The organism is Hyunsoonleella aquatilis (genome assembly GCF_014270105.1).
GTDB lineage: Bacteria > Bacteroidota > Bacteroidia > Flavobacteriales > Flavobacteriaceae > Jejuia > Jejuia aquatilis.
Genome location: NZ_JACNMF010000005.1, coordinates 196,285 through 216,568, shown reverse-complemented (window position 1 = coordinate 216,568; position 20,284 = coordinate 196,285). Strand labels below are relative to the sequence as shown.

The 20,284-nt window shown below is 38.7% G+C and carries 23 protein-coding genes; 11 read left to right on the top strand and 12 right to left on the bottom strand.

Annotated elements, in window-relative coordinates; genetic code table 11:
* Both H7U19_RS14865 and tpx read right to left on the bottom strand, forming a co-directional pair.
* Entirely contained in the window at positions 1-369 is a 369-nt protein-coding gene (locus H7U19_RS14865; protein ID WP_186563659.1) for a diacylglycerol kinase, read from the bottom strand.
* A complete protein-coding gene (gene tpx / locus H7U19_RS14860; RefSeq protein ID WP_186563658.1) occupies positions 362-868 on the bottom strand; it encodes a thiol peroxidase in 507 nt (168 codons plus the stop codon). The genes H7U19_RS14865 and tpx overlap by 8 nt, the downstream gene beginning before the upstream one ends.
* 254 nt (positions 869-1,122) lie before the next feature.
* Between tpx and katG the strand changes: the two genes are divergently transcribed.
* Together katG and H7U19_RS14850 are read left to right on the top strand one after the other, a co-directional pair.
* Complete coding sequence (gene katG / locus H7U19_RS14855; protein WP_186563657.1) at positions 1,123-3,315, top strand: catalase/peroxidase HPI; 2,193 nt, start codon at positions 1,123-1,125, stop codon at positions 3,313-3,315.
* Between the two features lie 66 nt (positions 3,316-3,381).
* Complete coding sequence (locus H7U19_RS14850) at positions 3,382-3,852, top strand: ankyrin repeat domain-containing protein (RefSeq protein WP_186563656.1); 471 nt, start codon at positions 3,382-3,384, stop codon at positions 3,850-3,852.
* Between the two features lie 128 nt (positions 3,853-3,980).
* On the opposite strand, the gene H7U19_RS14845 is transcribed toward H7U19_RS14850, so the two are convergent.
* The 4 genes from H7U19_RS14845 to nhaC all read right to left on the bottom strand — a co-directional run bounded on the left by H7U19_RS14845 (position 3,981) and on the right by nhaC (position 6,976).
* Complete coding sequence (locus tag H7U19_RS14845) at positions 3,981-4,238, bottom strand: DUF6952 family protein (RefSeq protein WP_186563655.1); 258 nt, start codon at positions 4,236-4,238, stop codon at positions 3,981-3,983.
* Positions 4,219-4,533 carry a thioredoxin family protein gene (locus H7U19_RS14840; RefSeq protein ID WP_186563654.1) on the bottom strand — a complete coding sequence of 105 codons (315 nt, stop codon included), beginning with the start codon at positions 4,531-4,533 and terminating at the stop codon, positions 4,219-4,221. Before H7U19_RS14840 ends, H7U19_RS14845 begins: the two co-directional genes overlap by 20 nt.
* A gap of 98 nt (positions 4,534-4,631) precedes the next feature.
* A complete protein-coding gene (locus H7U19_RS14835; RefSeq protein ID WP_186563653.1) occupies positions 4,632-5,273 on the bottom strand; it encodes a peroxiredoxin in 642 nt (213 codons plus the stop codon).
* A 215-nt stretch (positions 5,274-5,488) separates the two neighbouring features.
* Positions 5,489-6,976, bottom strand: a complete 1,488-nt coding sequence (gene nhaC / locus H7U19_RS14830; protein ID WP_186563652.1) for a Na+/H+ antiporter NhaC — start codon at positions 6,974-6,976, stop codon at positions 5,489-5,491.
* Positions 6,977-7,446: 470 nt separating this feature from the next.
* Between nhaC and H7U19_RS14825 the strand changes: the two genes are divergently transcribed.
* Together H7U19_RS14825 and H7U19_RS14820 are read left to right on the top strand one after the other, a co-directional pair.
* A complete protein-coding gene (locus H7U19_RS14825) occupies positions 7,447-8,217 on the top strand; it encodes a hypothetical protein (protein ID WP_186563651.1) in 771 nt (256 codons plus the stop codon).
* Positions 8,218-8,265: 48 nt separating this feature from the next.
* Entirely contained in the window at positions 8,266-9,288 is a 1,023-nt protein-coding gene (locus H7U19_RS14820) for a metal-dependent hydrolase (RefSeq protein ID WP_186563650.1), read from the top strand.
* Here H7U19_RS14820 and H7U19_RS14815 read toward each other — a convergent pair.
* Positions 9,285-10,511 (bottom strand): aminotransferase class I/II-fold pyridoxal phosphate-dependent enzyme, encoded by a 1,227-nt coding sequence (locus H7U19_RS14815; protein WP_186563746.1) that lies wholly within the window; start codon positions 10,509-10,511, stop codon positions 9,285-9,287. The two genes, H7U19_RS14820 and H7U19_RS14815, sit on opposite strands and share 4 nt — an antisense overlap.
* Positions 10,512-10,668: 157 nt before the next feature.
* Between H7U19_RS14815 and H7U19_RS14810 the strand changes: the two genes are divergently transcribed.
* The 5 genes from H7U19_RS14810 to H7U19_RS14790 all read left to right on the top strand — a co-directional run bounded on the left by H7U19_RS14810 (position 10,669) and on the right by H7U19_RS14790 (position 13,869).
* Entirely contained in the window at positions 10,669-11,127 is a 459-nt protein-coding gene (locus H7U19_RS14810; protein WP_186563649.1) for an Lrp/AsnC family transcriptional regulator, read from the top strand.
* Positions 11,124-11,753 (top strand): CPBP family intramembrane glutamic endopeptidase, encoded by a 630-nt coding sequence (locus H7U19_RS14805; protein ID WP_222597449.1) that lies wholly within the window; start codon positions 11,124-11,126, stop codon positions 11,751-11,753. Before H7U19_RS14810 ends, H7U19_RS14805 begins: the two co-directional genes overlap by 4 nt.
* An 80-nt stretch (positions 11,754-11,833) precedes the next feature.
* On the top strand, positions 11,834-12,355 hold the full coding sequence (locus H7U19_RS14800) for a hypothetical protein (RefSeq protein WP_186563648.1): 522 nt from the start codon (positions 11,834-11,836) through the stop codon (positions 12,353-12,355).
* 12 nt (positions 12,356-12,367) lie between these two features.
* Positions 12,368-13,090, top strand: a complete 723-nt coding sequence (locus tag H7U19_RS14795) for a hypothetical protein (protein WP_186563647.1) — start codon at positions 12,368-12,370, stop codon at positions 13,088-13,090.
* Positions 13,066-13,869, top strand: coding sequence for a sensor histidine kinase (locus H7U19_RS14790; RefSeq protein ID WP_186563646.1), 804 nt, complete (start codon positions 13,066-13,068; stop codon positions 13,867-13,869). The genes H7U19_RS14795 and H7U19_RS14790 overlap by 25 nt, the downstream gene beginning before the upstream one ends.
* Position 13,870: 1 nt before the next feature.
* Here the strand turns inward: H7U19_RS14790 and H7U19_RS14785 are convergent, their stop codons facing one another.
* The 3 genes from H7U19_RS14785 to panB all read right to left on the bottom strand — a co-directional run bounded on the left by H7U19_RS14785 (position 13,871) and on the right by panB (position 16,831).
* Positions 13,871-15,250: an aldehyde dehydrogenase gene (locus H7U19_RS14785; protein ID WP_186563645.1), complete on the bottom strand. Its 1,380-nt coding sequence runs from the start codon at positions 15,248-15,250 to the stop codon at positions 13,871-13,873.
* A 30-nt stretch (positions 15,251-15,280) separates the two neighbouring features.
* Positions 15,281-15,916, bottom strand: a complete 636-nt coding sequence (locus tag H7U19_RS14780) for an RluA family pseudouridine synthase (protein WP_186563744.1) — start codon at positions 15,914-15,916, stop codon at positions 15,281-15,283.
* A gap of 96 nt (positions 15,917-16,012) precedes the next feature.
* Entirely contained in the window at positions 16,013-16,831 is an 819-nt protein-coding gene (gene panB, locus H7U19_RS14775; RefSeq protein ID WP_186563644.1) for a 3-methyl-2-oxobutanoate hydroxymethyltransferase, read from the bottom strand.
* A gap of 261 nt (positions 16,832-17,092) precedes the next feature.
* Here panB and H7U19_RS14770 point away from each other — a divergent pair, with 261 nt between their 5' ends.
* Both H7U19_RS14770 and H7U19_RS14765 read left to right on the top strand, forming a co-directional pair.
* Positions 17,093-17,419, top strand: a complete 327-nt coding sequence (locus tag H7U19_RS14770; RefSeq protein WP_246454821.1) for a nuclear transport factor 2 family protein — start codon at positions 17,093-17,095, stop codon at positions 17,417-17,419.
* Positions 17,420-17,459: 40 nt separating this feature from the next.
* Positions 17,460-18,086 (top strand): DinB family protein, encoded by a 627-nt coding sequence (locus H7U19_RS14765; RefSeq protein WP_186563643.1) that lies wholly within the window; start codon positions 17,460-17,462, stop codon positions 18,084-18,086.
* A gap of 17 nt (positions 18,087-18,103) precedes the next feature.
* Here the strand turns inward: H7U19_RS14765 and H7U19_RS14760 are convergent, their stop codons facing one another.
* A complete protein-coding gene (locus H7U19_RS14760) occupies positions 18,104-18,859 on the bottom strand; it encodes a T9SS type A sorting domain-containing protein (protein WP_186563642.1) in 756 nt (251 codons plus the stop codon).
* Positions 18,856-20,280, bottom strand: coding sequence for a DUF1501 domain-containing protein (locus H7U19_RS14755; RefSeq protein WP_186563641.1), 1,425 nt, complete (start codon positions 20,278-20,280; stop codon positions 18,856-18,858). Before H7U19_RS14755 ends, H7U19_RS14760 begins: the two co-directional genes overlap by 4 nt.
* Positions 20,281-20,284: the final 4 nt, after the last annotated feature.

Here is a 20,284-nt window from a genome sequence, read left to right as displayed (position 1 = left end):
TTAAACAAGTTTCGGGAAGTAAATAATACAGCCGATAATCACACCAAAAACAGCCGCAAAAAAGACAGCTCCCGCCGAGATGTCCTTAATTAGACCAATTTTCTTGTGGTGTTCGGGATGGATGAAGTTTGCAATTTCCTCAATGGCCGTATTTAAACCTTCAATGCTCATAACTAGCGCAATGGTTAAAATTTGAATGACCCACTCCGTAGATGAAATTTCAAAAAGAAATCCAGCTACGGTTACCAAAAGGGCAATCACGAACTGGATTTTTATGCTGGCCTCCGTTCTTAAAAGCAACAAGGCACCTTTAAAGGCGTAGCCCACACTTTTAATCCGGTTTTGCAAAAAGGACTCCTTTTTATTCATCTAAAAGGGCTTCCAGAGCCGCTTTGTAATTAGGTTCTTCGCCAGTTTCAGGTACTTGCTCTGAGTAAAGCACCTTGCCAGAAGCGTCCGCAACCACAACACTTCGAGACAACAACGCATCAAATGCACCGCTGGTAAACATAACTCCATAGTCCTTACCGAATTGCCCAGTCTTAAAATCCGAAAGCATTACTACATTATCAAGCCCTTCGGCTGCGCAAAATTGTTTCTGCGCAAAAGGTAAATCCCTCGAAATACACAACACTACGGTATTGTCCAGTTCATTAGCTTCCGTATTGAACTGTCTTACAGATGTGGCGCAAACACTGGTATTAACACTTGGAAAGATATTCAGTACCAATTTTTTTCCCTTGAAATCCGTTAGTGATTTGGTGGACATATCCGTCGCTACTAATAAAAAGTCTTTAATTTGAGTACCCACTTTAGGTAGCGATCCGCTAGTTTCTACGGGCGTTCCGCCCAAGGTAATATTAGCCATTTTTTTATGTTTTGATTAGGGCAACTAAAATAAGAATATTTAAAATGTTAAAGCATGAAATGGTCGAATCTTTAAGAAATAATTTTTACAGTGGTTTTCCAATTATCAATAAAAACTATGGCTTCAATTTGGGTAATAAATTTTTTCAATTTTGTTATAGTTTATTAAAATGTTTTCAGGTTCAACTTATCAAAACAATTACTAATTTTAAGTACTTGAAAAATTTAAAAATTAATTAAAAACTTTACAATAAAATGCACGCAACAGACAGCAATGACATTAGTAAGTGCCCTTTTATGAGCGGCGCGCAAAAACAGCCGGCCGGTGGTGGAACTCGAAATCGCGACTGGTGGCCCAACGAACTTAAATTAAATATTTTGCGTCAACACGGGAAAGGTTCCAATCCTTACGATACCGATTTTGATTATGCCAAAGCATTTAATAGTATAGACTTTCCAACCTTGAAACAAGAGGTGATTGATTTGATGACCGATTCGCAAGATTGGTGGCCTGCAGATTATGGGCATTATGGGCCCTTTATGATTCGGATGGCATGGCATAGTGCCGGAACTTATAGAGTTGGTGATGGTCGTGGTGGTGGAGCATCTGGAACGCAGCGTTTTGCACCGTTGAACAGTTGGCCTGATAATGGAAATTTGGACAAAGCTAGATTGTTGTTATGGCCAGTAAAAAAGAAATATGGTAAGGCGCTTTCATGGGCAGATTTGATGATTTTAGCAGGAAACTGTGCGTTGGAATCTATGGGCTTTAAAACCTTTGGTTTTGCCGGAGGACGCGAAGACGTGTGGGAGCCTGAGCAGGATGTGTATTGGGGAAGCGAGACTGGTTGGTTGGATAATGATGACCGATACGATACCAGTGATGGCGATTTGGAAGGGCACTTGGGTGCCGTACACATGGGATTGATTTATGTGAACCCGGAAGGGCCTAATGGCGTTCCGGATCCTATGAAGTCAGCGCACGACATTAGAATTACGTTTGGAAGAATGGCGATGAACGACGAGGAAACCGTTGCTTTGGTTGCCGGAGGTCATACCTTTGGAAAGGCACATGGTGCCGCAGATGCGGATAAATATGTGGGTCCGGAACCTCATGGGGCGTCCATCGAGGAAATGAGCACGGGTTGGAAAAACACCTACAATTCTGGTGTTTTGGATGATGCGATAACCAGCGGATTGGAAGGACCATGGACACCAAACCCAGTACAATGGGATCACGATTATTTTGATGTATTGCTGAACTACGATTGGGAACTTACCAAAAGTCCGGCAGGGGCACATCAATGGACGCCTAAAAATTCGGATGCTAGAAAGGCACCTACGGCAAGCGGGAATGGCTCACAAGCCTTAATGATGTCCACTGCAGATATAGCCTTGAAGACCGATCCTAAATATTTAGAGATTTCAAAACGTTTTCATAAAGACCACAAAGCGTTTGAAGAGGCTTTTGCGAGAGCCTGGTATAAACTGACCCATCGTGATATGGGACCAATTGATCGCTATTTGGGACCCGAAGTGCCACAGGAAGAATTGATTTGGCAAGACCCAATTCCAAAGGTAAGTTATACATTAAGTGATTCTGATATAGCGCAATTGAAGAAAATGGTATTGGCCTCGGGCTTAACCATTTCCCAAATGGTAACTACGGCTTGGGCTTCAGCTTCCACGTATAGAGATTCTGATAAGCGAGGAGGGGCCAATGGAGCACGTATCCGTTTAGAGCCGCAACGTAGTTGGGAAGCCAATAATCCTTCTGAATTGGAAAAGGTGCTGAACGTTTTAGAAGGTATTCAAAAAGATTTTAGCGGTGAAGTATCTATGGCTGATTTGATTGTGCTTGCTGGAAATGCAGGAATAGAAGAAGCTGCAAGAAATGCAGGTCATAGTGTAGAAGTACCATTTTCTCAAGGTAGAGGGGATGCATCTCAAGCTCAAACAGATTTAGAATCGTTTAGTTATTTGGAGCCTTTAGCTGATGGTTTTAGAAATTATATAAAAAGTGGCTTGGATGTAAAAGCCGAGGATCTATTGGTGGATCGCGCTAATTTAATGAACCTGTCCATTCCAGAAATGACGGCTTTGGTCGGTGGGATGAGGGTAATTGGTGCTAATTATGATGGCTCTAAGCATGGCGTATTCACGCATAATATAGGGCATTTAACCAATGATTTCTTTTCAAATATTCTTGATTTCGCATATACTTGGAGCGCAACGTCTTCTGATGACTCCATTTTCGAAGGTAAGGACAGAAGAACAGGTATTGTGAAATTTACGGGAACGCGTGCCGATTTAATTTTTGGTTCAAATACTGAATTAAGGGCCATTGCAGAAGTTTACGGAGCCAACGACGGCGAAGAAAAATTTGTAAACGATTTTGTTAAGGCCTGGGCCAAAGTGATGGATGCTGACAGATTTGATTTAAAGTAAATAGAATGAACAACAATTGGGATAGGTGTTTTTTAGCGCCTGTCCCAATATTTTTATGCAAGACGTATGAATGAAAACGATCTGTTTTTTAATATTATAAAGTCTGGGAATGCCGAAACTGTAGAGGCCAAGCTCAAACAAAACCCAAGTTTGGCAAACATAAAGGATTCCAGGGGTTTTACGCCGTTAATTTTTGCCACCTATTTTGACCAAAAAGCTGTGGTTAAGTTATTGCTAAAACATAACGCTAAAGTGGATGCCACAGATGCTTCTGGCAATACGGCTTTGATAGGCGTGGCCTTTAAAGGGAATGTCGATTTTGCTGAACAACTTTTAAAAAAAGGGGCCAACATCAATGCGCAGAACAATTTAGGTTATACGCCTTTGATTTTTGCCACATTATACGGGCAGATAAAAATGGTGGAGCTATTGCTGAAGCACAATGCTGATACAGCTCTAAAAGATAAGGAAGGGAAAACAGCTTTGGTTTATGCTAAGGAAAAAGGGGCGGAAGAAATCGTTCCACTTTTGGAGTGATTTTAGGTGTGTGTTCTACTTAAAGGGCCTTAAGAGAAGCTAGCAGAAAAATTTTATAAGGTCAAGTTATTGCAAACAAAAAACCACCTTAATCAAAGGTGGTTTTTAGATGGCTTTTTCTATTTCAATTATGTGTCAATAGACCCCATAACACGTCCCATAAAACTATTTAAAGCTTCTTTTTTTGGTGTACCTTCTTTAGTCATTTTGTGCACTTCTATAGCGCCGTACATATTGGAAATTAACTCTCCAATAACATCCAATTCCTCGTCTTTTAAAGAAGGTACTTCGGTTAGGGCTTCCAAAGTTTCTATCGTTTCCACTATGAAATCTTCGTCGTTATCCTCGATAAAATTGGTTAAATGCTTAATTACTGGTAACTTCATTTACTAAGTCTTTTAAAACATCAAACTTGTTGGTTTGTACCTGATTTACAAATGCCCCTTTTTTAAATGTGGCAAATGTTGGCAGGTTATCCACTGTGGCCAATTTTCTAGATTCTGGGAACTTCTCCGCGTCAGCAATTACAAAAGTAACGTCTTCCAATTCAGAAGCTAGCTTTTTTACCTTTGGTTTCATGATACGGCAGTTACCGCACCAACTGGCAGAATATTGCACCACAACGGTTTCATTATCAGTAACTACTTCTTGTAAATTATCTTGATCTAGTTCTTTTACCATAACTTTTTAATTTTCAATCCCGATGACAATCGGTGCTAAGTCCCAAATTAAAAATGAGTAATTTTGGAATTTGGAACTTAAATTGTTTGGAATTTGTATTAAATGTGTGCTGCCAAATACTCAGCAACGCCTGTTCTGTTAGCATTCATTGCGTCTTTGCCTTCTTCCCAGTTTGCCGGACAAACCTCACCTTTTTCTTGAACGTGTGTTAACGCATCCACTAAACGCAAATACTCTTGTACGTTTCTGCCCAAAGGCATGTTGTTGATGCTCTCGTGTTGCACAATTCCATCTTCATCGATAATGTAGGTTGCTCTATAAGTCACATTATCACCATCCACAAGAATCACTCCAGTGTCTTCATTATAAGTTTCGCTGGTGATATCTAAAATGCCAAGAGTGGAAGCTAAATTTCTATTGGAATCAGCTAAAAGGGGATAGGTTACACCTTCAATGCCTCCGTTATCCTTTTCTGTGTTTAACCATGCAAAATGTACTTCAGGGGTGTCACAGGATGCTCCAATTATAATGGTGTTTCGTTTTTCAAATTCCCCTATAGCGGCTTGAAATGCATGAAGTTCCGTAGGACATACAAAGGTGAAATCCTTTGGGTACCAAAACAATACCACTTTTTTCTTGTTCTTAACTGCTTCTTCCAAAACGTTTAACTTAAAAGTGTCGCCCATTTCGTTCATCGCGTCAACATTTAAACTTGGAAATTTTTTCCCTACAAATGCCATAATATTCTATGTTTTAATATGATTAATAATTTCAATTTGAAGCAAATCTAGTATTTCAAAATACCCTTGAAAATAGAATACAATTATTAAATCTTATATGATAATAGTGAATGCATATCGGATAAAAAAAGAGGTTGTTTTTTTAAGAATTACATAAAAAAACAGCATTCAAATTACGGACTTCTTAACAGTTTTAGATATAGCCTGAAATATGCTTATTTGGAATTTGAAAGTTCTTTTATCTTTATCCTGAAGGCGGCAAAAAGAAGGGTCATGAAAGGACTCAGCCAATTAAAAATGGCATAGAAGAAATAGTCAAAAACACTAACGCCAAGAACGCTACTATGGTAGGCTCCGCAGGTGTTCCAGGGTATCAATGGTGAGGTTACTGTTCCCGAATCCTCAAGGGTTCTGCTCAAATTTTCTGGAGCAAGCCCTCTATCCTCAAAGGCTTTTTTAAACATTTTACCAGGAACAACCAAAGCGAGATATTGATCAGACGCTGTTACATTTATTGCCAAACAGCTCACTACTGTGCTTGCAAACAATCCAAAAGTCGATGTGGCCAGGTTTAGTAATTCTTTGCTGATTTTGGAAAGTGCGCCAATGGCGTCCATTACACCTCCAAAAACTACGGCGCAGATTATTAACCAAACAGTCCCCAGCATACCGTGCATGCCACCAGATGTAAAAAGGTCGTTTAAGCTTTTATTTGATGTGTCTATGGCAATATCAACCGTCATCGCATTCATTATGCCCTTGTAAGCAGATTGAAAAGTTAATGAGTCCGCTCCGGTAATGTCCTTAACAATTTCAGGCTGCGCAATAATGGCTACTAGGCCTCCAAGTAGCGTTCCAATAAGAAGTGCAACAAGAGGAGGTGTTTTTTTTACAATTAAAACAACAAGAACAAGGGGAACAAGAAACAACCACCCGCTAATATTGAATGTCGTATCGATGGTTGTTAGAATGGAGGAGGTGTCGGTCACCCCGCTAGTATCTACCGTAAAACCAATAATAATGAAGACTATAAGGGTAATGATTACCGTGGGTACAGTTGTTAAAGTCATGTACTTGATATGCGAGAACAGTTCGCCTCCGGCCATTATTGGGGTCAAGTTAGTGGTGTCACTAAGCGGTGACATTTTATCTCCAAAATAGGCGCCCGACAGTACAGCACCGGCTGTCATACCAAGTGATATGCCCAGAGCTTCCCCGATTCCAATCAATGCAATCCCGACTGTAGCAGCGGTCGTCCAAGAGCTACCTGTGGCTATAGAGGTAATTGAACAAATAATAACACATGCAGCCAAGAATATATTGGGATTTAAAATCTGTAGCCCATAGTACATCATGGACGGGATTATACCACTTATTAACCAAGTTCCGGCCAATGCTCCCACCATTAAAAGAATAAGAATAGCTCCGGTTGCAGATTTAATGCTTTCAGAAACTTCGTCCAGCATTATGCTGTAAGAAACCTTGTTATAAAAGCCTACAATCGCAGCAACAGCCGCACCAAGTAACAGAATAAATTGATTGGAGCCACTCAAAGCATCATCTCCATAAACATAAACATTGTAGGCTAACATTCCCACCAGGGCAAATAATGGGATTAGTGCTTCCCAAATGTTCAATTCGGTATTTTCAATAATATTTTGGTCGTTGGCTTTAAATTTAGTGATATTCTTGTCGTCTTTCATAGTCAATTTTTAGGTACGTAATGTTACGATTTTATTGACTGCTTTCAAAATGATGTGACATTTGCATAGAAATGGGTCTTAAACAATAAGAAACCTAAAAATCCCGAAAATTCTGTTTTGTGCAATTTCCATATTAATAGCAATGGCAGCATGCTTTTTCCTGTATGTGATCCTTATTATTATAGTTGTTTTAAAGGCAAAGGACTCAAGTATTAAGAATAGAACCCCAAATTTATAGCTATGTTTTTGCTTTAGCAATTTCAAGCTTTGTTTGTGAAAATTTAATAGTGCGAATGAATTAAGGTTTCTGGTATAAAGAAAGAACACTCAGATAAAAATATAAAATAATGTATCCTTTGTTTTTAGGATATTTTAAACATAAAATTGTAAAAACTACTGATTTTCAATACTATTTCAGTAATTTTTCGTTAATATTGTTAGGAATTTGTAAATATTGCTATAACAAAAAAATGAAAAGGATTCTCTCACAATTCCTTTTATTATTGTCGTGTAATGTATTTGCCCAAGTTGGTATTGGAACTACCGCTCCGGTATCAACATTGGACGTAAATGGCTCTTTTTCTGCAGATGTCTCAACTACGTCTGGAAACCTTACCTTGGATGACACACATCACACAATTGTTTTAGGTGGAAATCATAATATTACCTTACCTGTTGCGAATACCTGTGATGGAAGAATATATGTAATAAAAAATCCAACAACAAATACACCCACTATTTCAAGTTACAATGATTTAAATGGTACTGCTACCACTACTTTGCAAAGCCAAACTACAATTTGGGTGCAAAGCGATGGCACAAACTGGGAGCAGATAGGCAAAAACAAAATTGCTTACGAGAAAGTAGTAATCTGGGCAGAAGAAGCTGGTAATATCGGCAATAACAATATGCAATGGTCCTATGGAAATGGGGATGCCGGTTTTATTGGTATACCCTTACCAGAAAGTTGGGAAGCCTATGCCGTAAGTTTTCATGCAGACAACACTTCAAATGCTTCTAACACCTTGATTGTAGCTGTGGTAGATATTTCTGGTAATGGCGCATTCACTGAATTTTTTAGGTTCACTGCATCAGGTGCCAATGATAACATGTCTTACACTGAAATTTTAGCAACTCCCGTTGCTATTCCTTCTGGTACTACCTTGGGTTTTCGTTCCATTACGGAATCGGGGAATATCAACAGCGCGCGCGTTGCCGTGTGGTTGAGGCGCATCCCATAAATTTATGATACCGCAATACAAAATAGTTGGTTAACTTTGCCAACTTAAATGGATTCACTCACTCAAATAGTTTTAGGAGCCGCTTGCGGAGAAGCCGTTCTCGGAAAAAAAATAGGCAATAGGGCATTGCTGTTTGGAGCTATTGGTGGTACAATCCCAGATTTGGACGTATACGTTGGGAGTTGGATTTACGGCAATGAAATTGATGCCATGCTGTTCCATCGTGGTTTTATGCATTCTATTGTATTTTCCGTTTTGGCGGCCATTGTTTTAGGCTGGTTGGTGCATAAACTATACAATTGGGGGAAACGATTGAATATGACCACAAGAAACGACTGGATTAGTTTGTTTTTCTGGTCCTTGTTTACCCACCCCATTTTAGATGCGTTTACGCCATACGGCACACAATTATTTGCACCCTTTAGTAATTATCGAGTGGCGCTTAATAATATTGCCGTGGCTGATCCTGCCTACACTTTGCCGTTTTTAATCTGTATGATTGTTCTAATGTTTTTTAAAAGAACATCGGTTAAACGCCGTTTGTGGTTAAAATGGGGGATTGGCATCAGTTCGGCATACCTGATTTTCACTTTAGGAAATAAATTGTACGTGGATTCGGTATTTAGAAAATCGTTGAAGGATGCCGAAATCGAAGCTGTGCGGTTTACTAACCAGCCTGCAATTTTCACCAATTTATTGTGGTATGCCATCGCCGAGACTGAAACCGATTATTATGTTGGGAATTATTCCTTGTTCGACAGTAAAAACCGTTTTTTGAATTTTAGAAAGGTACCCAAACAAAGGGATTTGAATCCTGCGGATTATGACGATATCAAGGGGCTGGCATGGTTTAGCAATTGGTATTACAGTATTTATAAGTTGAAGGAAAACGAATACCGCTACAATGATTTGCGCTATCCCCTTCTAGATGAAGAAGACCCCAATACCTCAGTGTTCAGTTTTGTGCTTTACGAAAATGGAAATCGTCTCAATATGCGCCCCTTTGAACCTAAATTTGATGGGATGGGCGAGGTTTTGAAATCCATTTGGGAACGTACTAAAGGTATTTAACCCACCTTTAGTTTTTGTGCTGTGGGCAGGATATCTAATTCCTCCATGCAATCCCGCATCATTTTATAGGTGCGTTCAATGTCGGCATCCAAACCTATGGAAAAACGAATCAATCCATCGCTTAGCCCCATTTCTTTCTGTTCATCCTCCGGTATTTCAGAAGAGGTTGAAGTTCCTGGGGCTGAAAATAAAGTTTTGTAAAAGCCTAAACTTACGGCCAAATAGCCTAAGTTTCGGTGTTGCATCAGTTCCATCAACTCGTTGGCCTTATCCAGCGACCCTACATCAATGGTCAACATACCGCCGAAACCGTATTCGGCATTCATCATCGATTTAAATAAATTGTGAGAAGGGTGGGATGACAAACCTGGATAGACTGTTTTCAAACCGTCGTTTTCAAATTTTTGCGCCAAATACAATCCATTTTTGCTGTGCTGTTGCATCCGAATATGAAGTGTTCTCAGGTTTTTTAAAACGGAAGATGCCCGCAAACTGTCCATTGTAGAACCGAGCAACATGCTGGCACCGTCATTTACATTTCTCAAATGATTAATGAAATCTTGAGTACCGCAAACCACACCACCCACAGTATCGCTCGAACCGTTGATAAATTTGGTTAAACTATGAATCACAACATCTGCTCCAAGAATTGCCGGGGAAATTGAAAGTGGCGAAAAGGTATTGTCCACTACCAACTTCAAACCATGTTTTTTAGCTATGTCGGCTAGACCTTTTATATCCGCAACCTCCAAAAGGGGATTACTAATGGATTCACAGTAAATTATTTTGGTGTTTTTAGTGACAGAAGCCTCAACGGCATCCAAATTTGTAATATCAACAAAAGTGGTGTCAATTTTAAATTTAGGGGTGAAGTTCTTAAAAAAAGCATAAGTGCCCCCGTAAATGGTTCGGCTGGACACAATATGGTCGTCCGCATTACATAATTGTAAGATGGTGGAAGTAATAGCGCCCATACCAGAAGCCGTAACGTTAGCCGTTTCGGTATGCTCCATGGCTGCCAAAGCTTCACCTAGATATAGGTTGGAAGGGGAGGAGTGGCGAGAGTAAAGGTAGCACCCGTCAGCATTGCCTTCAAAGGTATCAAACATTGTCTTTGCCGATAAAAAAGTATAGGTGGAGGAATCGGAAATGGATGGATTTACCCCTCCAAATTCGCCAAAATACTGTAAGTCTTGAATGTTATTCGCTGGTTTAAAACTCATCATCTTAGGGATTTAATCATACTAAATTAGATGAAATAGGAATAAAAATCAATGATGTATTATTTATTTAGAAAATAAAACTAAAATTTAATAATTTAATAGAGTTATTATTTATATTTCGTAAATTCAAACGATACAAAGCGAAAATTTTTCAATTATGATTTTTGACCAAACTGATAAAAAATTATTGGAACTCCTTCAAACTGATAGCAAACAGACTAATAAGGAATTGTCCAACAAGTTAGGGCTTTCCGTAACAGCGGTTTATGAGCGGATTAAGAAACTAGAAAAAGAAGGTTTTATTGATGGATACACAACTTTGATCAATAAGCAGAAAATTGGCAGAAATTTTGTAGTTTTCTGTCATGTAAAGCTATTGCAACATAGCCAAGAATATGTGGTGAGCTTTGAAAGGGAAGTCAATCGACTAAATGAAGTGCTGGAGTGTTATCACATTAGTGGGGATTATGATTATTTACTTAAAGTAATTGTTGAAAATATGGAAGCGTTTCGAGAATTTATGGTGAAAAAATTGACCACCATTAACCATATAGGCAGTACCCATAGTATGTTCGTCATAAGTGAAGTAAAGCAAAATCATGTCATTCTGTTATGATCAAAACATTTTATTATAAGTGCGTAGAGTTTTTTGTTTTGTTTGTGATGTTGCCCATTAGTTTTGTGGTAGGCACCTCGCCAATCGTTAAAACCGCAACAGGCCTAATCGGTTTTCTGTATGTGGTTTATGTGCTTTTGGTAGTAGAAAAAGAAAAATTTAGACTTGCGAGGGACCTTAAATGGATTTTGTTCTGGCGGGATACCTTATTGAAGTTTTCTGTGATTATTGCGCTAACTACCATATTCGTTAGTGTAACCAATAGGGAAGCCTTGTTTCAGGTAGTGCTGAACAAACCAAAATTATGGGTTTTCATTCTTTTCGTTTATACATTACTTTCCGTTTACCCCCAAGAAATCATTTTCCGCACATTTTTCTTTAAAAGATACGAAAGGTTCTTTAGGGACAAGCGATTGCTCATTTTGGTAAATGCCATACTTTTTTCGTTGGCCCATTTGTTTTATGGCAATAATTTTGTGCTGTTGATAACCTTTTTAGGAGGTTTGCTGTTTGCCTGGACCTATGTTGAAACAAAATCCACAATAATGGTTTCCATTGAGCATGCCATTTACGGGTGTTGGCTTTTTACTGTTGGTATGGGGGAAATGTTAGGCTTTCCTACCTGAAAACTTACAGGAAATCGCACATAGTAAAATCTTTTTGCTATTTTTAAGCAAGCTATTGTTAACCAAAAACTTAATTAAATATGAAAAAATTAGGATTACTTATTGTTGGATTTATCATTGGTGCCGTGTTGACGTACTATTTTTGTCCACGTGAAGCTGCTCCGAATACGGAAATGGAGGACAAAATGGAAATTGTAAAACCAAAAGGTGTGATTTCGGTCGCCGAGGCCAAATTATTAAATGATAATTGGACGAAATTAAGGAAGAGTGTTCTGGATTCTATTACAGAGAGAAGCGTCGGGAAAGAAGACAACCGTTCAACTTGGTGGTCGATTGATGATGTTGAGAAATATATAGGTTATGCAAAAAGTGAGGCTAGTAAAAGCGGAAATACTTTGACCGGTCTGCGTGTTTACCTCGGAGTTTATGGAAGCAACGCAGGGGAAAGTAAAAAAGATTTAACTACTATGTTTGTAGTTCCAACTGGTGAAAAGTCGACTTCGGAGGCGAGTTTCATCAATTTTAGTTTACAAAACAATAATGACTTACCGATACCTCCATTAAACGAAGGCGGTGGTTCTCCACCTCCATATAATCCTTAAAGACGGATATCTTTGAAAGAGATTTTTCTTGATAACTATAGTCTCTTAACGCATATTGTAGAATCTCTGGCTGCTGGAATTGGTTTATTGTATTACAAGAAATACAAGCATTCTACAGCCAGATATTTTATTGTTTTTCTTGTATATGTGGCAATATGTGATTTTTTAGGAGCATATTCAATATTAATAGATCAAAATAAGGGATTAAGTTTTCTAAAGGGAACATTAATCGAGAAAAATTATTGGTGGTATACTTTGTTTTGGAAAATTGGTGCAATTTTATTTTTTGCCTACTATTACCGTAAAGTCATAAAAAGTAAAAAGTTCAAAACTGTTTTGAAGTTCAGCGCCTATGGTTTTCTGACGGTCTCTTTATGTCAAATAATCCTAAAATGGGAATCATTCTTTACTGGTTATTTTCCTATTATCAGTGTTTTAGGAGCAATAATCGTTTTGCTCTGTACCTGTTTTTATTTTATTGAGATTTTAAATACTGATAAGATTTTGAGCTTTTATAAATCCGTTAACTTCTACATCACATCATCTATATTCATTTGGTGGCTAATTTTGACGCCACTGGTTTTCTTTGATATTTATGGTGCTTATGAAGTAAACAGTCCATTTAGGGATAATGAATATCTTGTACTAAGAAGATATATTTACTTATTTGCCAATTTGTTTTTGTATTTAACTTTTACCTTTGCCTTGATATGGTGCAGACCGGAGAAAAATTAACAAGTACGCCGGCCGAGCGTTATTTGCTGGTGTACATGATTTTGGTGCTGATAGTGATAACGGCATTGGTTATCGTGTTTTTTGTGGTATTCCAAAGACGGAAAAACAAGTTGCTACTAGATAAAGTGAAACAGCAACAGGCGTTTGAGGAAGAAATCATTCAGGCGCAAACGGAAGCCCAAGAGCAAACCCTTAAGAATATTGGTTGGGAACTGCATGATAATGTGGGGCAATTATTGTCCTTTGCAAATATGCAATTGAGTATTTTAAAAATGCAGGTTTCTGATGAGGTTAAGGGAAAATTCAAGGATACCACCGAAGCACTCAGTAATGGGCTAAAAGAGGTGAGGGCATTGTCCCGAACGTTGAATAACGATGTGGTTTTAAATATCGGTTTTGAAAAATCAATCACCAACGAATTGGACCGATTAAAACGGATGAAGTTCAAGTCGGCAGGGATTAATATTCAAGGTGAAAGATTAGAATTTAAAGACCGAAAACACGAGATTGTTGTTTTTCGAATTCTACAGGAGTTTTTGTCCAATTCGGTAAAATACTCAGAGGCAGAAAACATAAATATCACAATAAAATATCAAGGGGACAACATTCTGATTACCGCCAAAGATGACGGCAAAGGGTTTGATGAGAATAAAGTTGAAAAAGGCGCAGGGCTTATCAACATGAAAAGCCGCGCAGAGTTGATTGGCGCTACTCTGGACTTAAAATCCCAACCTAACGAAGGAGTTGAGTTAAAATTAATTTATCCATTAAAATCCTAATTTAGCCCAAATATTTAAAGACCTTTTTAAGAAAATTCAATTTGCTAGAGTATGGCGGGTAACGGAAAGGCATATCCAGCCAAGTACCCCTTTTCAATATGGATTTTTCATGCGAAAAGGTATCGAAACCATGTTTTCCGTGGTATTTGCCCATGCCACTGTTACCAATGCCTCCAAAGGGCAAGTTTGGGTTGCCAAAATGTACCATGGTGTCATTAATTGCTCCACCTCCAAAATTGAATTTCTCAATGGTTTCAGCAACAAAATCCTTGTTTTTAGAAAATATGTAGAATGCCAAAGGTCTCTCTAAATTCCATATAATTTCTTCGATGTCCTTTTTGGTTTCATAAGTCAAAATCGGCAGTATGGGCCCAAAAATTTCTTCAGTCATAATTGGGCTTTTTAGGCCAGGATTGTCGATTAGGGTAGGACCGATATAACTGTCTGTCGCATCAATCTCTCCTCCAAATATCACGGTCTCTTGTGCTATCAACTCTTTCAGTCGATTTAAATTTCTTGAATTGATGATTCGTGGGAAATCAATAGATTTTTGTGGATTAATGCCGTATCGCCTTATAATCTCATTTTTTAGAACTTCAATTAAAGTGTCTTTTGTGCTGGATTTTACAATAACATAGTCTGGTGCAATACAAGTCTGCCCGCCGTTTAAGAGTTTGCCCCATACTATACGTCTAGCAACTAATTTTAAGTCGACCGTACCATCAATGATACAAGGCGTTTTTCCTCCCAGTTCTAATGTGGTGGGGATTAAATGTAGGGCCGCTGCTTTAGCCACGATTTTGCCCACCTTAGGGCTTCCTGTAAAGAAGATGTAATCCCATTTTTGTGCTAGCAATTCCGTGGACGTTTCCACACCGCCTTCAACACATATGGCTATTTCGGGAGGGAACACTTTGCCGATAATTTCAGAAATTAATGTGGAGGTGTTAGTTGTAAGTTCGCTGGGTTTTAATACAACTGTGTTTCCGGCTGCAATCGCCATTATAAAGGGTTCTATGGCCAACAAAAAAGGGTAGTTCCAGGGAGCGATGATTAAAACTGTACCATAAGGCTCTTTGTAAATGTAGTCTCTTGAAGGAAAGGTTAACAGGGAAGAAGAGACACGCTTTGGTCTTGCCCATTTTTTAAGTTTTTTAATGGCCAAATCCAATTCAGAAACCACTAGTCCAAGTTCGCTCAGGTAGGTTTCGAATTCAGATTTTTTAAAGTCAGCATAAAGCGCTTCGTATATTTGTTTTTCTCTATTTAAAAGCTCTGTTTTTAAATCTCTCAATAGCGATAGCCTGCATGAGATATTTTTTGTTTTCTGTGATCTGAAGCATTGCCGTTGTGCATCAACAATATTTTGAATGGTATCCAAAGAAAAATGGTTTTCATAAAGATATTTAATTTAAGATAAACAGGCATTCCAAACAGGATCACTTGGCAATGGTGCCTCAACGGAAATGGGCTCCTTTTTCACCGGATGGATAAATTCAATATGCCTGGCATGTAGATGAATACTGGCATCTTTATTGCTTCTGTCAAAACCATATTTCAGGTCGCCTTTAATCGGGCAACCAATTTTTGATAATTGTGAACGGATTTGGTGGTGTCTTCCTGTTTCCAGTTGGATTTCAAGAAGATAATAATTGTCTAGTTTTTTGATGGTTTTATAGTTAAGAATAGCCTTTTTACTGTCTCTTATTTCCTTTGGGTGAGCCGTAGATTTATTGTTTTTGGGATTTTTTTTTAACCAATGGATAAGGGTGTCCTCTCGTTTTGGAGTCTCTTTTTTTACAACCGCCCAATAAGTTTTTTGAATGTCTTTAGAAAGAAATAGTTTGTTGAGTCTTGGCAGTGCTTTACCGGTTTTAGCAAATATTACAAGACCTGTTGTAGGCCTGTCCAAACGGTGAACGGTGCCCAGAAACACATTTCCAGGTTTATTGTACTTGTCTTTTATGTACGCTTTCACCACATCACTCAAAGGTGTATCACCTGTTTTATCTCCTTGTACAATGTCACCAGCCCTTTTGTTTACCATTATGAGATGGTTGTCTTCGTATAAAACTTGAAGATTATCTTTATTTGAAACTATTTTATAGGACACAAATTTTCGAATATTTTTTGCTAAAAGCTACTAATACGACTCACTTTCATTAGGAAAATCCTGAGATTTGACATCATCTACATACTTCGAAATAGCATTGGTCATATCCTCATATAAACTTAAGTAGCGCCTTAAAAACCTAGGATTGAATTCGTGGGTCATCCCGATCATGTCATGGAGTACCAGAACTTGACCGTCTACTTCGGGTCCCGCTCCGATTCCGATAATGGGAATACTAACGCTTTCTGCAACCTGCTTAGCCAGTTTTGCGGGAATCTTTTCGAGGACAATTGCAAAACAGCCCAAACGTTCTAGCATTTTGGCATCTTCAATAAGTTGCTCGGCTTCTTGTTCTTCTTTTGCACGGACAGTATAAGTGCCAAATTTATAAATAGATTGTGGGGTTAACCCTAAATGTCCCATTACGGGTATACCAGCATTTAAAATACGTTTGATGGATTCCTTTATTTCTTTACCACCTTCTAATTTAACCGAATGCGCACCGCTTTCTTTCATGATCCTAATGGCAGAACGCAACGCCTCTTTCGGGTCACTTTGATAGCTCCCAAAAGGCAGGTCAACAACAATCAAAGCACGATAAATAGCGCGAACCACTGAAGAGGCATGGTAAATCATTTGGTCTAATGTGATTGGCAAGGTGGTTTCATGCCCGGCCATCACATTACTGGCAGAATCTCCAACCAAAATAACGTCAACCCCGGAACCGTCCACTATTTTTGCCATCGTATAATCGTACGCCGTTAACATAGATATCTTTTCGCCCGCGGCCTTCATGTCAACTAAGGATTTTACGGTAACGCGTTTGTACTCTTTCTTGGCTGTGGACATGTTGCTTCAGTTTTAGTTAGCACGTAAAAATACTAAATAAAGCAGATACTGTTAAACTTTTCTTTAAGCCTGTAATCACGGCTTGGTTATGTGCTACTTTAGTGAAAAGTTATTTTCTATGGTCAGGTTTGTTTTTTATTTAGTGCTTTTAGTTGTTTCAACCGTTCAGTCGCAATCAGTCGAAAATACTAGTGCTAAGGCAACAATTGAAACATTTTTTGAAGGTTTTCATAAAGGGGATACAATCCTAATGAAATCGGTATGGCTGATAAGGTTTTGATGCAGACCGCTTTTAGGAATAAAAAAGGGGAGGACGTTTTGATGACTGATGACCCGGCTAAATTTATCGATGCGATAGCCAACAGGCCAGCTGACCAAAAATGGGAGGAGCGTCTATTGGATTATAGCATTCAGATTGATGGAAATATGGCCAATGTTTGGACACCTTATGAGTTTTGGTTTAATGGTGAATTCAGTCATTGTGGTGTGAATTCTTTTCAGTTGTTTAATGACGGAGGGCAATGGAAGATTATTTATATGATTGATACCAGAAGACGTTCAACTTGTGATGTTGAAACAGAAAATTAAAAGGATTTTGACATTCATATAGAAACCATAAAATAGTATTGTGAATAGAAGAAAACTATTAGCCCTAATTGGAATAAGTCCGCTAGCATTTATTTCGTCCAAACTTCCAGTTACCGAAACCACCATAGTCAATATTCTTATCAAAAGATGGAAAAAATCAAAAACATATACCTTGGCTGTTTTTGAGGCCATGCCACAAGAGGCTATTGAATATAGCCCCAATATCGAGCAAATGAGTTTTGCACAACATTTTATGCATATTGGTTTTACTAATAACTCCTTTATAGGCGTATTAATGGACAAACAAACCTATCCGGATTTTGAGGGCCTCCTCAAAGCCGATTTTTTTATTGATAGGCCCGATGGGGTGAGTTTATTTCATCCCGATTTTATGAAAACAAAGGGCTCTAAAGCAAAGAAAGGTTTGGTTAAGAAATATTTGGAAGATACTTTTGATTATGTAATTTCAAGTCTTTCTAAGCTTGATGACGACACTTTAAAAAGGGGGGCAGCCAAAGAAAAGCCATGGTACTTGCAAGGACATACGCATTTAGACCTTGTTTTAAGGGCCGAAAATCATACTTCGCATCATCGGGCGCAAGCTATTGGCTACTTAAGGTTGAATGGAATTAGACCGCCAGGATATTCAAAGCACAATACTCTTTAATGACACTTATATTGAATTTACTTCCGTTTAATCAATTTAAACGTTTTTTCTTTTCCGTTTTGGTTGATTTTCAAAATATAGATGCCTACGGAAAGTACTCCCGCATTGATAGGTAAGCGATAATTTTGTTGATTTTCAGCTAAATCTATGCTATTACTGGTGATGGACCTACCCATGATGTCGTATAAATGATAGGACACTGGAGCGTTTTGCTCCAAAGCCACGATTCTAAGATTGATATCACTTTGAAACGGATTAGGATAAATAGAAGCATTAAAGCCCTCTTCTTCGTTAACCACAATAAATGGGTCTGTTATAGCTATTTTTATTTCACTCATGGCCATGCAGTCTCCCCCATAGTTTGTATTTGGAGTTATCAGCACATACCTTGCTTTTGTACCTTCAAAATCAGGTCCTTCTGCGCCTTCGTAAGTTGATGAGCCAGAAGCTTGGTCCATAGTGAAACTACCCAGATTATCCCACGTAAAACCATCTAATGAATAATCAATGGTGTATTCGTTGATGCCATAATCCAGATGTTTTGGTTGATTAGCGTTCCATATTTTGGTTTCATTCAAAACATAGTCGTATCCCAAATCATATAAAATCCAATGGGTGCTACCATAGGATGAAATAGGGTTAGGGGAAGGTTCACAGGATACCCAGCCGTCGTACCAATTGGTGCTATGCCTATCGGGGTAGCACTGAGACTGAATCGTCAAACAACCTGTAACAAAAATTAAAATAGTCAGTATGTGTAATCGTTTCATCATATCTGATTCATATTCATAAAGCCCAATGGTGGCGTACCGCTATTGGTATCATAGAATTTTGAAAGGTTCGGCAATATTGTACTTAGTTCAGAGGGTGCCACGCCAAACCAAAGGGCCAATTCGGCCATATATAAATCCGCTGCAGTGGTGGGAATCATTACGCCATCGCGTAAATCTTGTTCGCTATCCAATGCCAATGTAGGGTAGTCCCCATAAATTTCCTTTCCGTTTACAGCACCTCCCATCATAAAGGCGTTGCCACCCCAAGCATGATCGGTTCCGTTCCCATTTGACGTTAACGTTCTGGCAAAGTCTGATACACTAAATGTGGTCACGCAATCATTGGTATTCAGCTCAAACATCAAACTATTAAAATAGCTAAGCGCATCATTCACTTGCGTCAATTTATCGGCTTGATTTATCAATAATTCATCGTGGTGGTCCCAACCGCCCAGTTGTACAAAAAATATTTGTCTTGAAAACCCAAGGGTATTTCTTGAGGCAATGGTTTTGGCTACCATTCTCAGTTGTGCCGCCAAATCGTTTTCCTCCGGAAGCGGAGTTACAAATTCCGGAATACTATCGACTGCTGACTGAAATTCCAAATTGGATTCGTTTGAGGCTTTGATGGTATTTTTGTAAGTATTCTTGAAAATATCCTGATAATCCCTTTCCAATATTGAATTAAGAGCATCGGTTCTAAGGCTATTGAATAGGTCGTCTTCACCGTACCCTCTAATACCAACACTCCCTTCGTTGCCAATGGCATAGGGAATAATTTGGTCTCCACGCTGAAAAACATTACTGCCTCTTAGAGAAATGTTCATTGAAATCTTATTGCTGGAATTCATCGATTGCACTAAATCTGCAATTTTACCTCCCCAGCCGATATTGGTTCGCTCGTTGGGTCTTCCCGTTTGCCATTGCTGAATCTGGTCGGCATGAGAAAAAAGTCCCAAAGGTGTTTTGACGACATTATTTTTTATATCAGATTTGGTTGATGGTTCTATTAAAGTACCAACATTGGCCAAAAACGCCAAGTTGCCACTTTCAAAAATTTGCCTGATATCCGGCATAGATGGATGCAAGCCAAATGTTCTGCCATCACTGGTATTTGGATTTATTTGTAACACCTCGTTTTGGGCAATTGCCAAATTAGAGCGTGTGGTAGCATATTCATTATATTCGTTATTTCCTTTCGGAATGAGCATATTAAAGGAATCATTACCGCCACCTAGCATCAAGCACACCAAGGCTTTGTAATTCCCATTAGCCGTGATGACGGCCGAATTGTCCATGGCCGATGCTGCCATCGCTTTCAGATTAATCAACGATGAAAATAGTGTTGTATATCCCAGTGCTGCACAGGAATCCCCAATGAACTTTCGTCGTGACATGGTATTTTTATTATGTTTTGTCATGATG

Excerpts from the sequence above, each read along its gene's own strand:
- H7U19_RS14865 (WP_186563659.1), bottom strand. The coding sequence starts at position 369 with ATGAATAAAAAGGAGTCCTTTTTGCAAAACCGGATTAAAAGTGTGGGC.
- tpx (WP_186563658.1), bottom strand. The coding sequence starts at position 868 with ATGGCTAATATTACCTTGGGCGGAACGCCCGTAGAAACTAGCGGATCG.
- katG (WP_186563657.1), top strand. The coding sequence starts at position 1,123 with ATGCACGCAACAGACAGCAATGACATTAGTAAGTGCCCTTTTATGAGC.
- H7U19_RS14850 (WP_186563656.1), top strand. The coding sequence starts at position 3,382 with ATGAATGAAAACGATCTGTTTTTTAATATTATAAAGTCTGGGAATGCC.
- H7U19_RS14845 (WP_186563655.1), bottom strand. The coding sequence starts at position 4,238 with ATGAAGTTACCAGTAATTAAGCATTTAACCAATTTTATCGAGGATAAC.
- H7U19_RS14840 (WP_186563654.1), bottom strand. The coding sequence starts at position 4,533 with ATGGTAAAAGAACTAGATCAAGATAATTTACAAGAAGTAGTTACTGAT.
- H7U19_RS14835 (WP_186563653.1), bottom strand. The coding sequence starts at position 5,273 with ATGGCATTTGTAGGGAAAAAATTTCCAAGTTTAAATGTTGACGCGATG.
- nhaC (WP_186563652.1), bottom strand. The coding sequence starts at position 6,976 with ATGAAAGACGACAAGAATATCACTAAATTTAAAGCCAACGACCAAAAT.
- H7U19_RS14825 (WP_186563651.1), top strand. The coding sequence starts at position 7,447 with ATGAAAAGGATTCTCTCACAATTCCTTTTATTATTGTCGTGTAATGTA.
- H7U19_RS14820 (WP_186563650.1), top strand. The coding sequence starts at position 8,266 with ATGGATTCACTCACTCAAATAGTTTTAGGAGCCGCTTGCGGAGAAGCC.
- H7U19_RS14815 (WP_186563746.1), bottom strand. The coding sequence starts at position 10,511 with ATGAGTTTTAAACCAGCGAATAACATTCAAGACTTACAGTATTTTGGC.
- H7U19_RS14810 (WP_186563649.1), top strand. The coding sequence starts at position 10,669 with ATGATTTTTGACCAAACTGATAAAAAATTATTGGAACTCCTTCAAACT.
- H7U19_RS14805 (WP_222597449.1), top strand. The coding sequence starts at position 11,124 with ATGATCAAAACATTTTATTATAAGTGCGTAGAGTTTTTTGTTTTGTTT.
- H7U19_RS14800 (WP_186563648.1), top strand. The coding sequence starts at position 11,834 with ATGAAAAAATTAGGATTACTTATTGTTGGATTTATCATTGGTGCCGTG.
- H7U19_RS14790 (WP_186563646.1), top strand. The coding sequence starts at position 13,066 with ATGGTGCAGACCGGAGAAAAATTAACAAGTACGCCGGCCGAGCGTTAT.
- H7U19_RS14780 (WP_186563744.1), bottom strand. The coding sequence starts at position 15,916 with ATGGTAAACAAAAGGGCTGGTGACATTGTACAAGGAGATAAAACAGGT.
- panB (WP_186563644.1), bottom strand. The coding sequence starts at position 16,831 with ATGTCCACAGCCAAGAAAGAGTACAAACGCGTTACCGTAAAATCCTTA.
- H7U19_RS14770 (WP_246454821.1), top strand. The coding sequence starts at position 17,093 with ATGGCTGATAAGGTTTTGATGCAGACCGCTTTTAGGAATAAAAAAGGG.
- H7U19_RS14760 (WP_186563642.1), bottom strand. The coding sequence starts at position 18,859 with ATGATGAAACGATTACACATACTGACTATTTTAATTTTTGTTACAGGT.
- H7U19_RS14755 (WP_186563641.1), bottom strand. The coding sequence starts at position 20,280 with ATGACAAAACATAATAAAAATACCATGTCACGACGAAAGTTCATTGGG.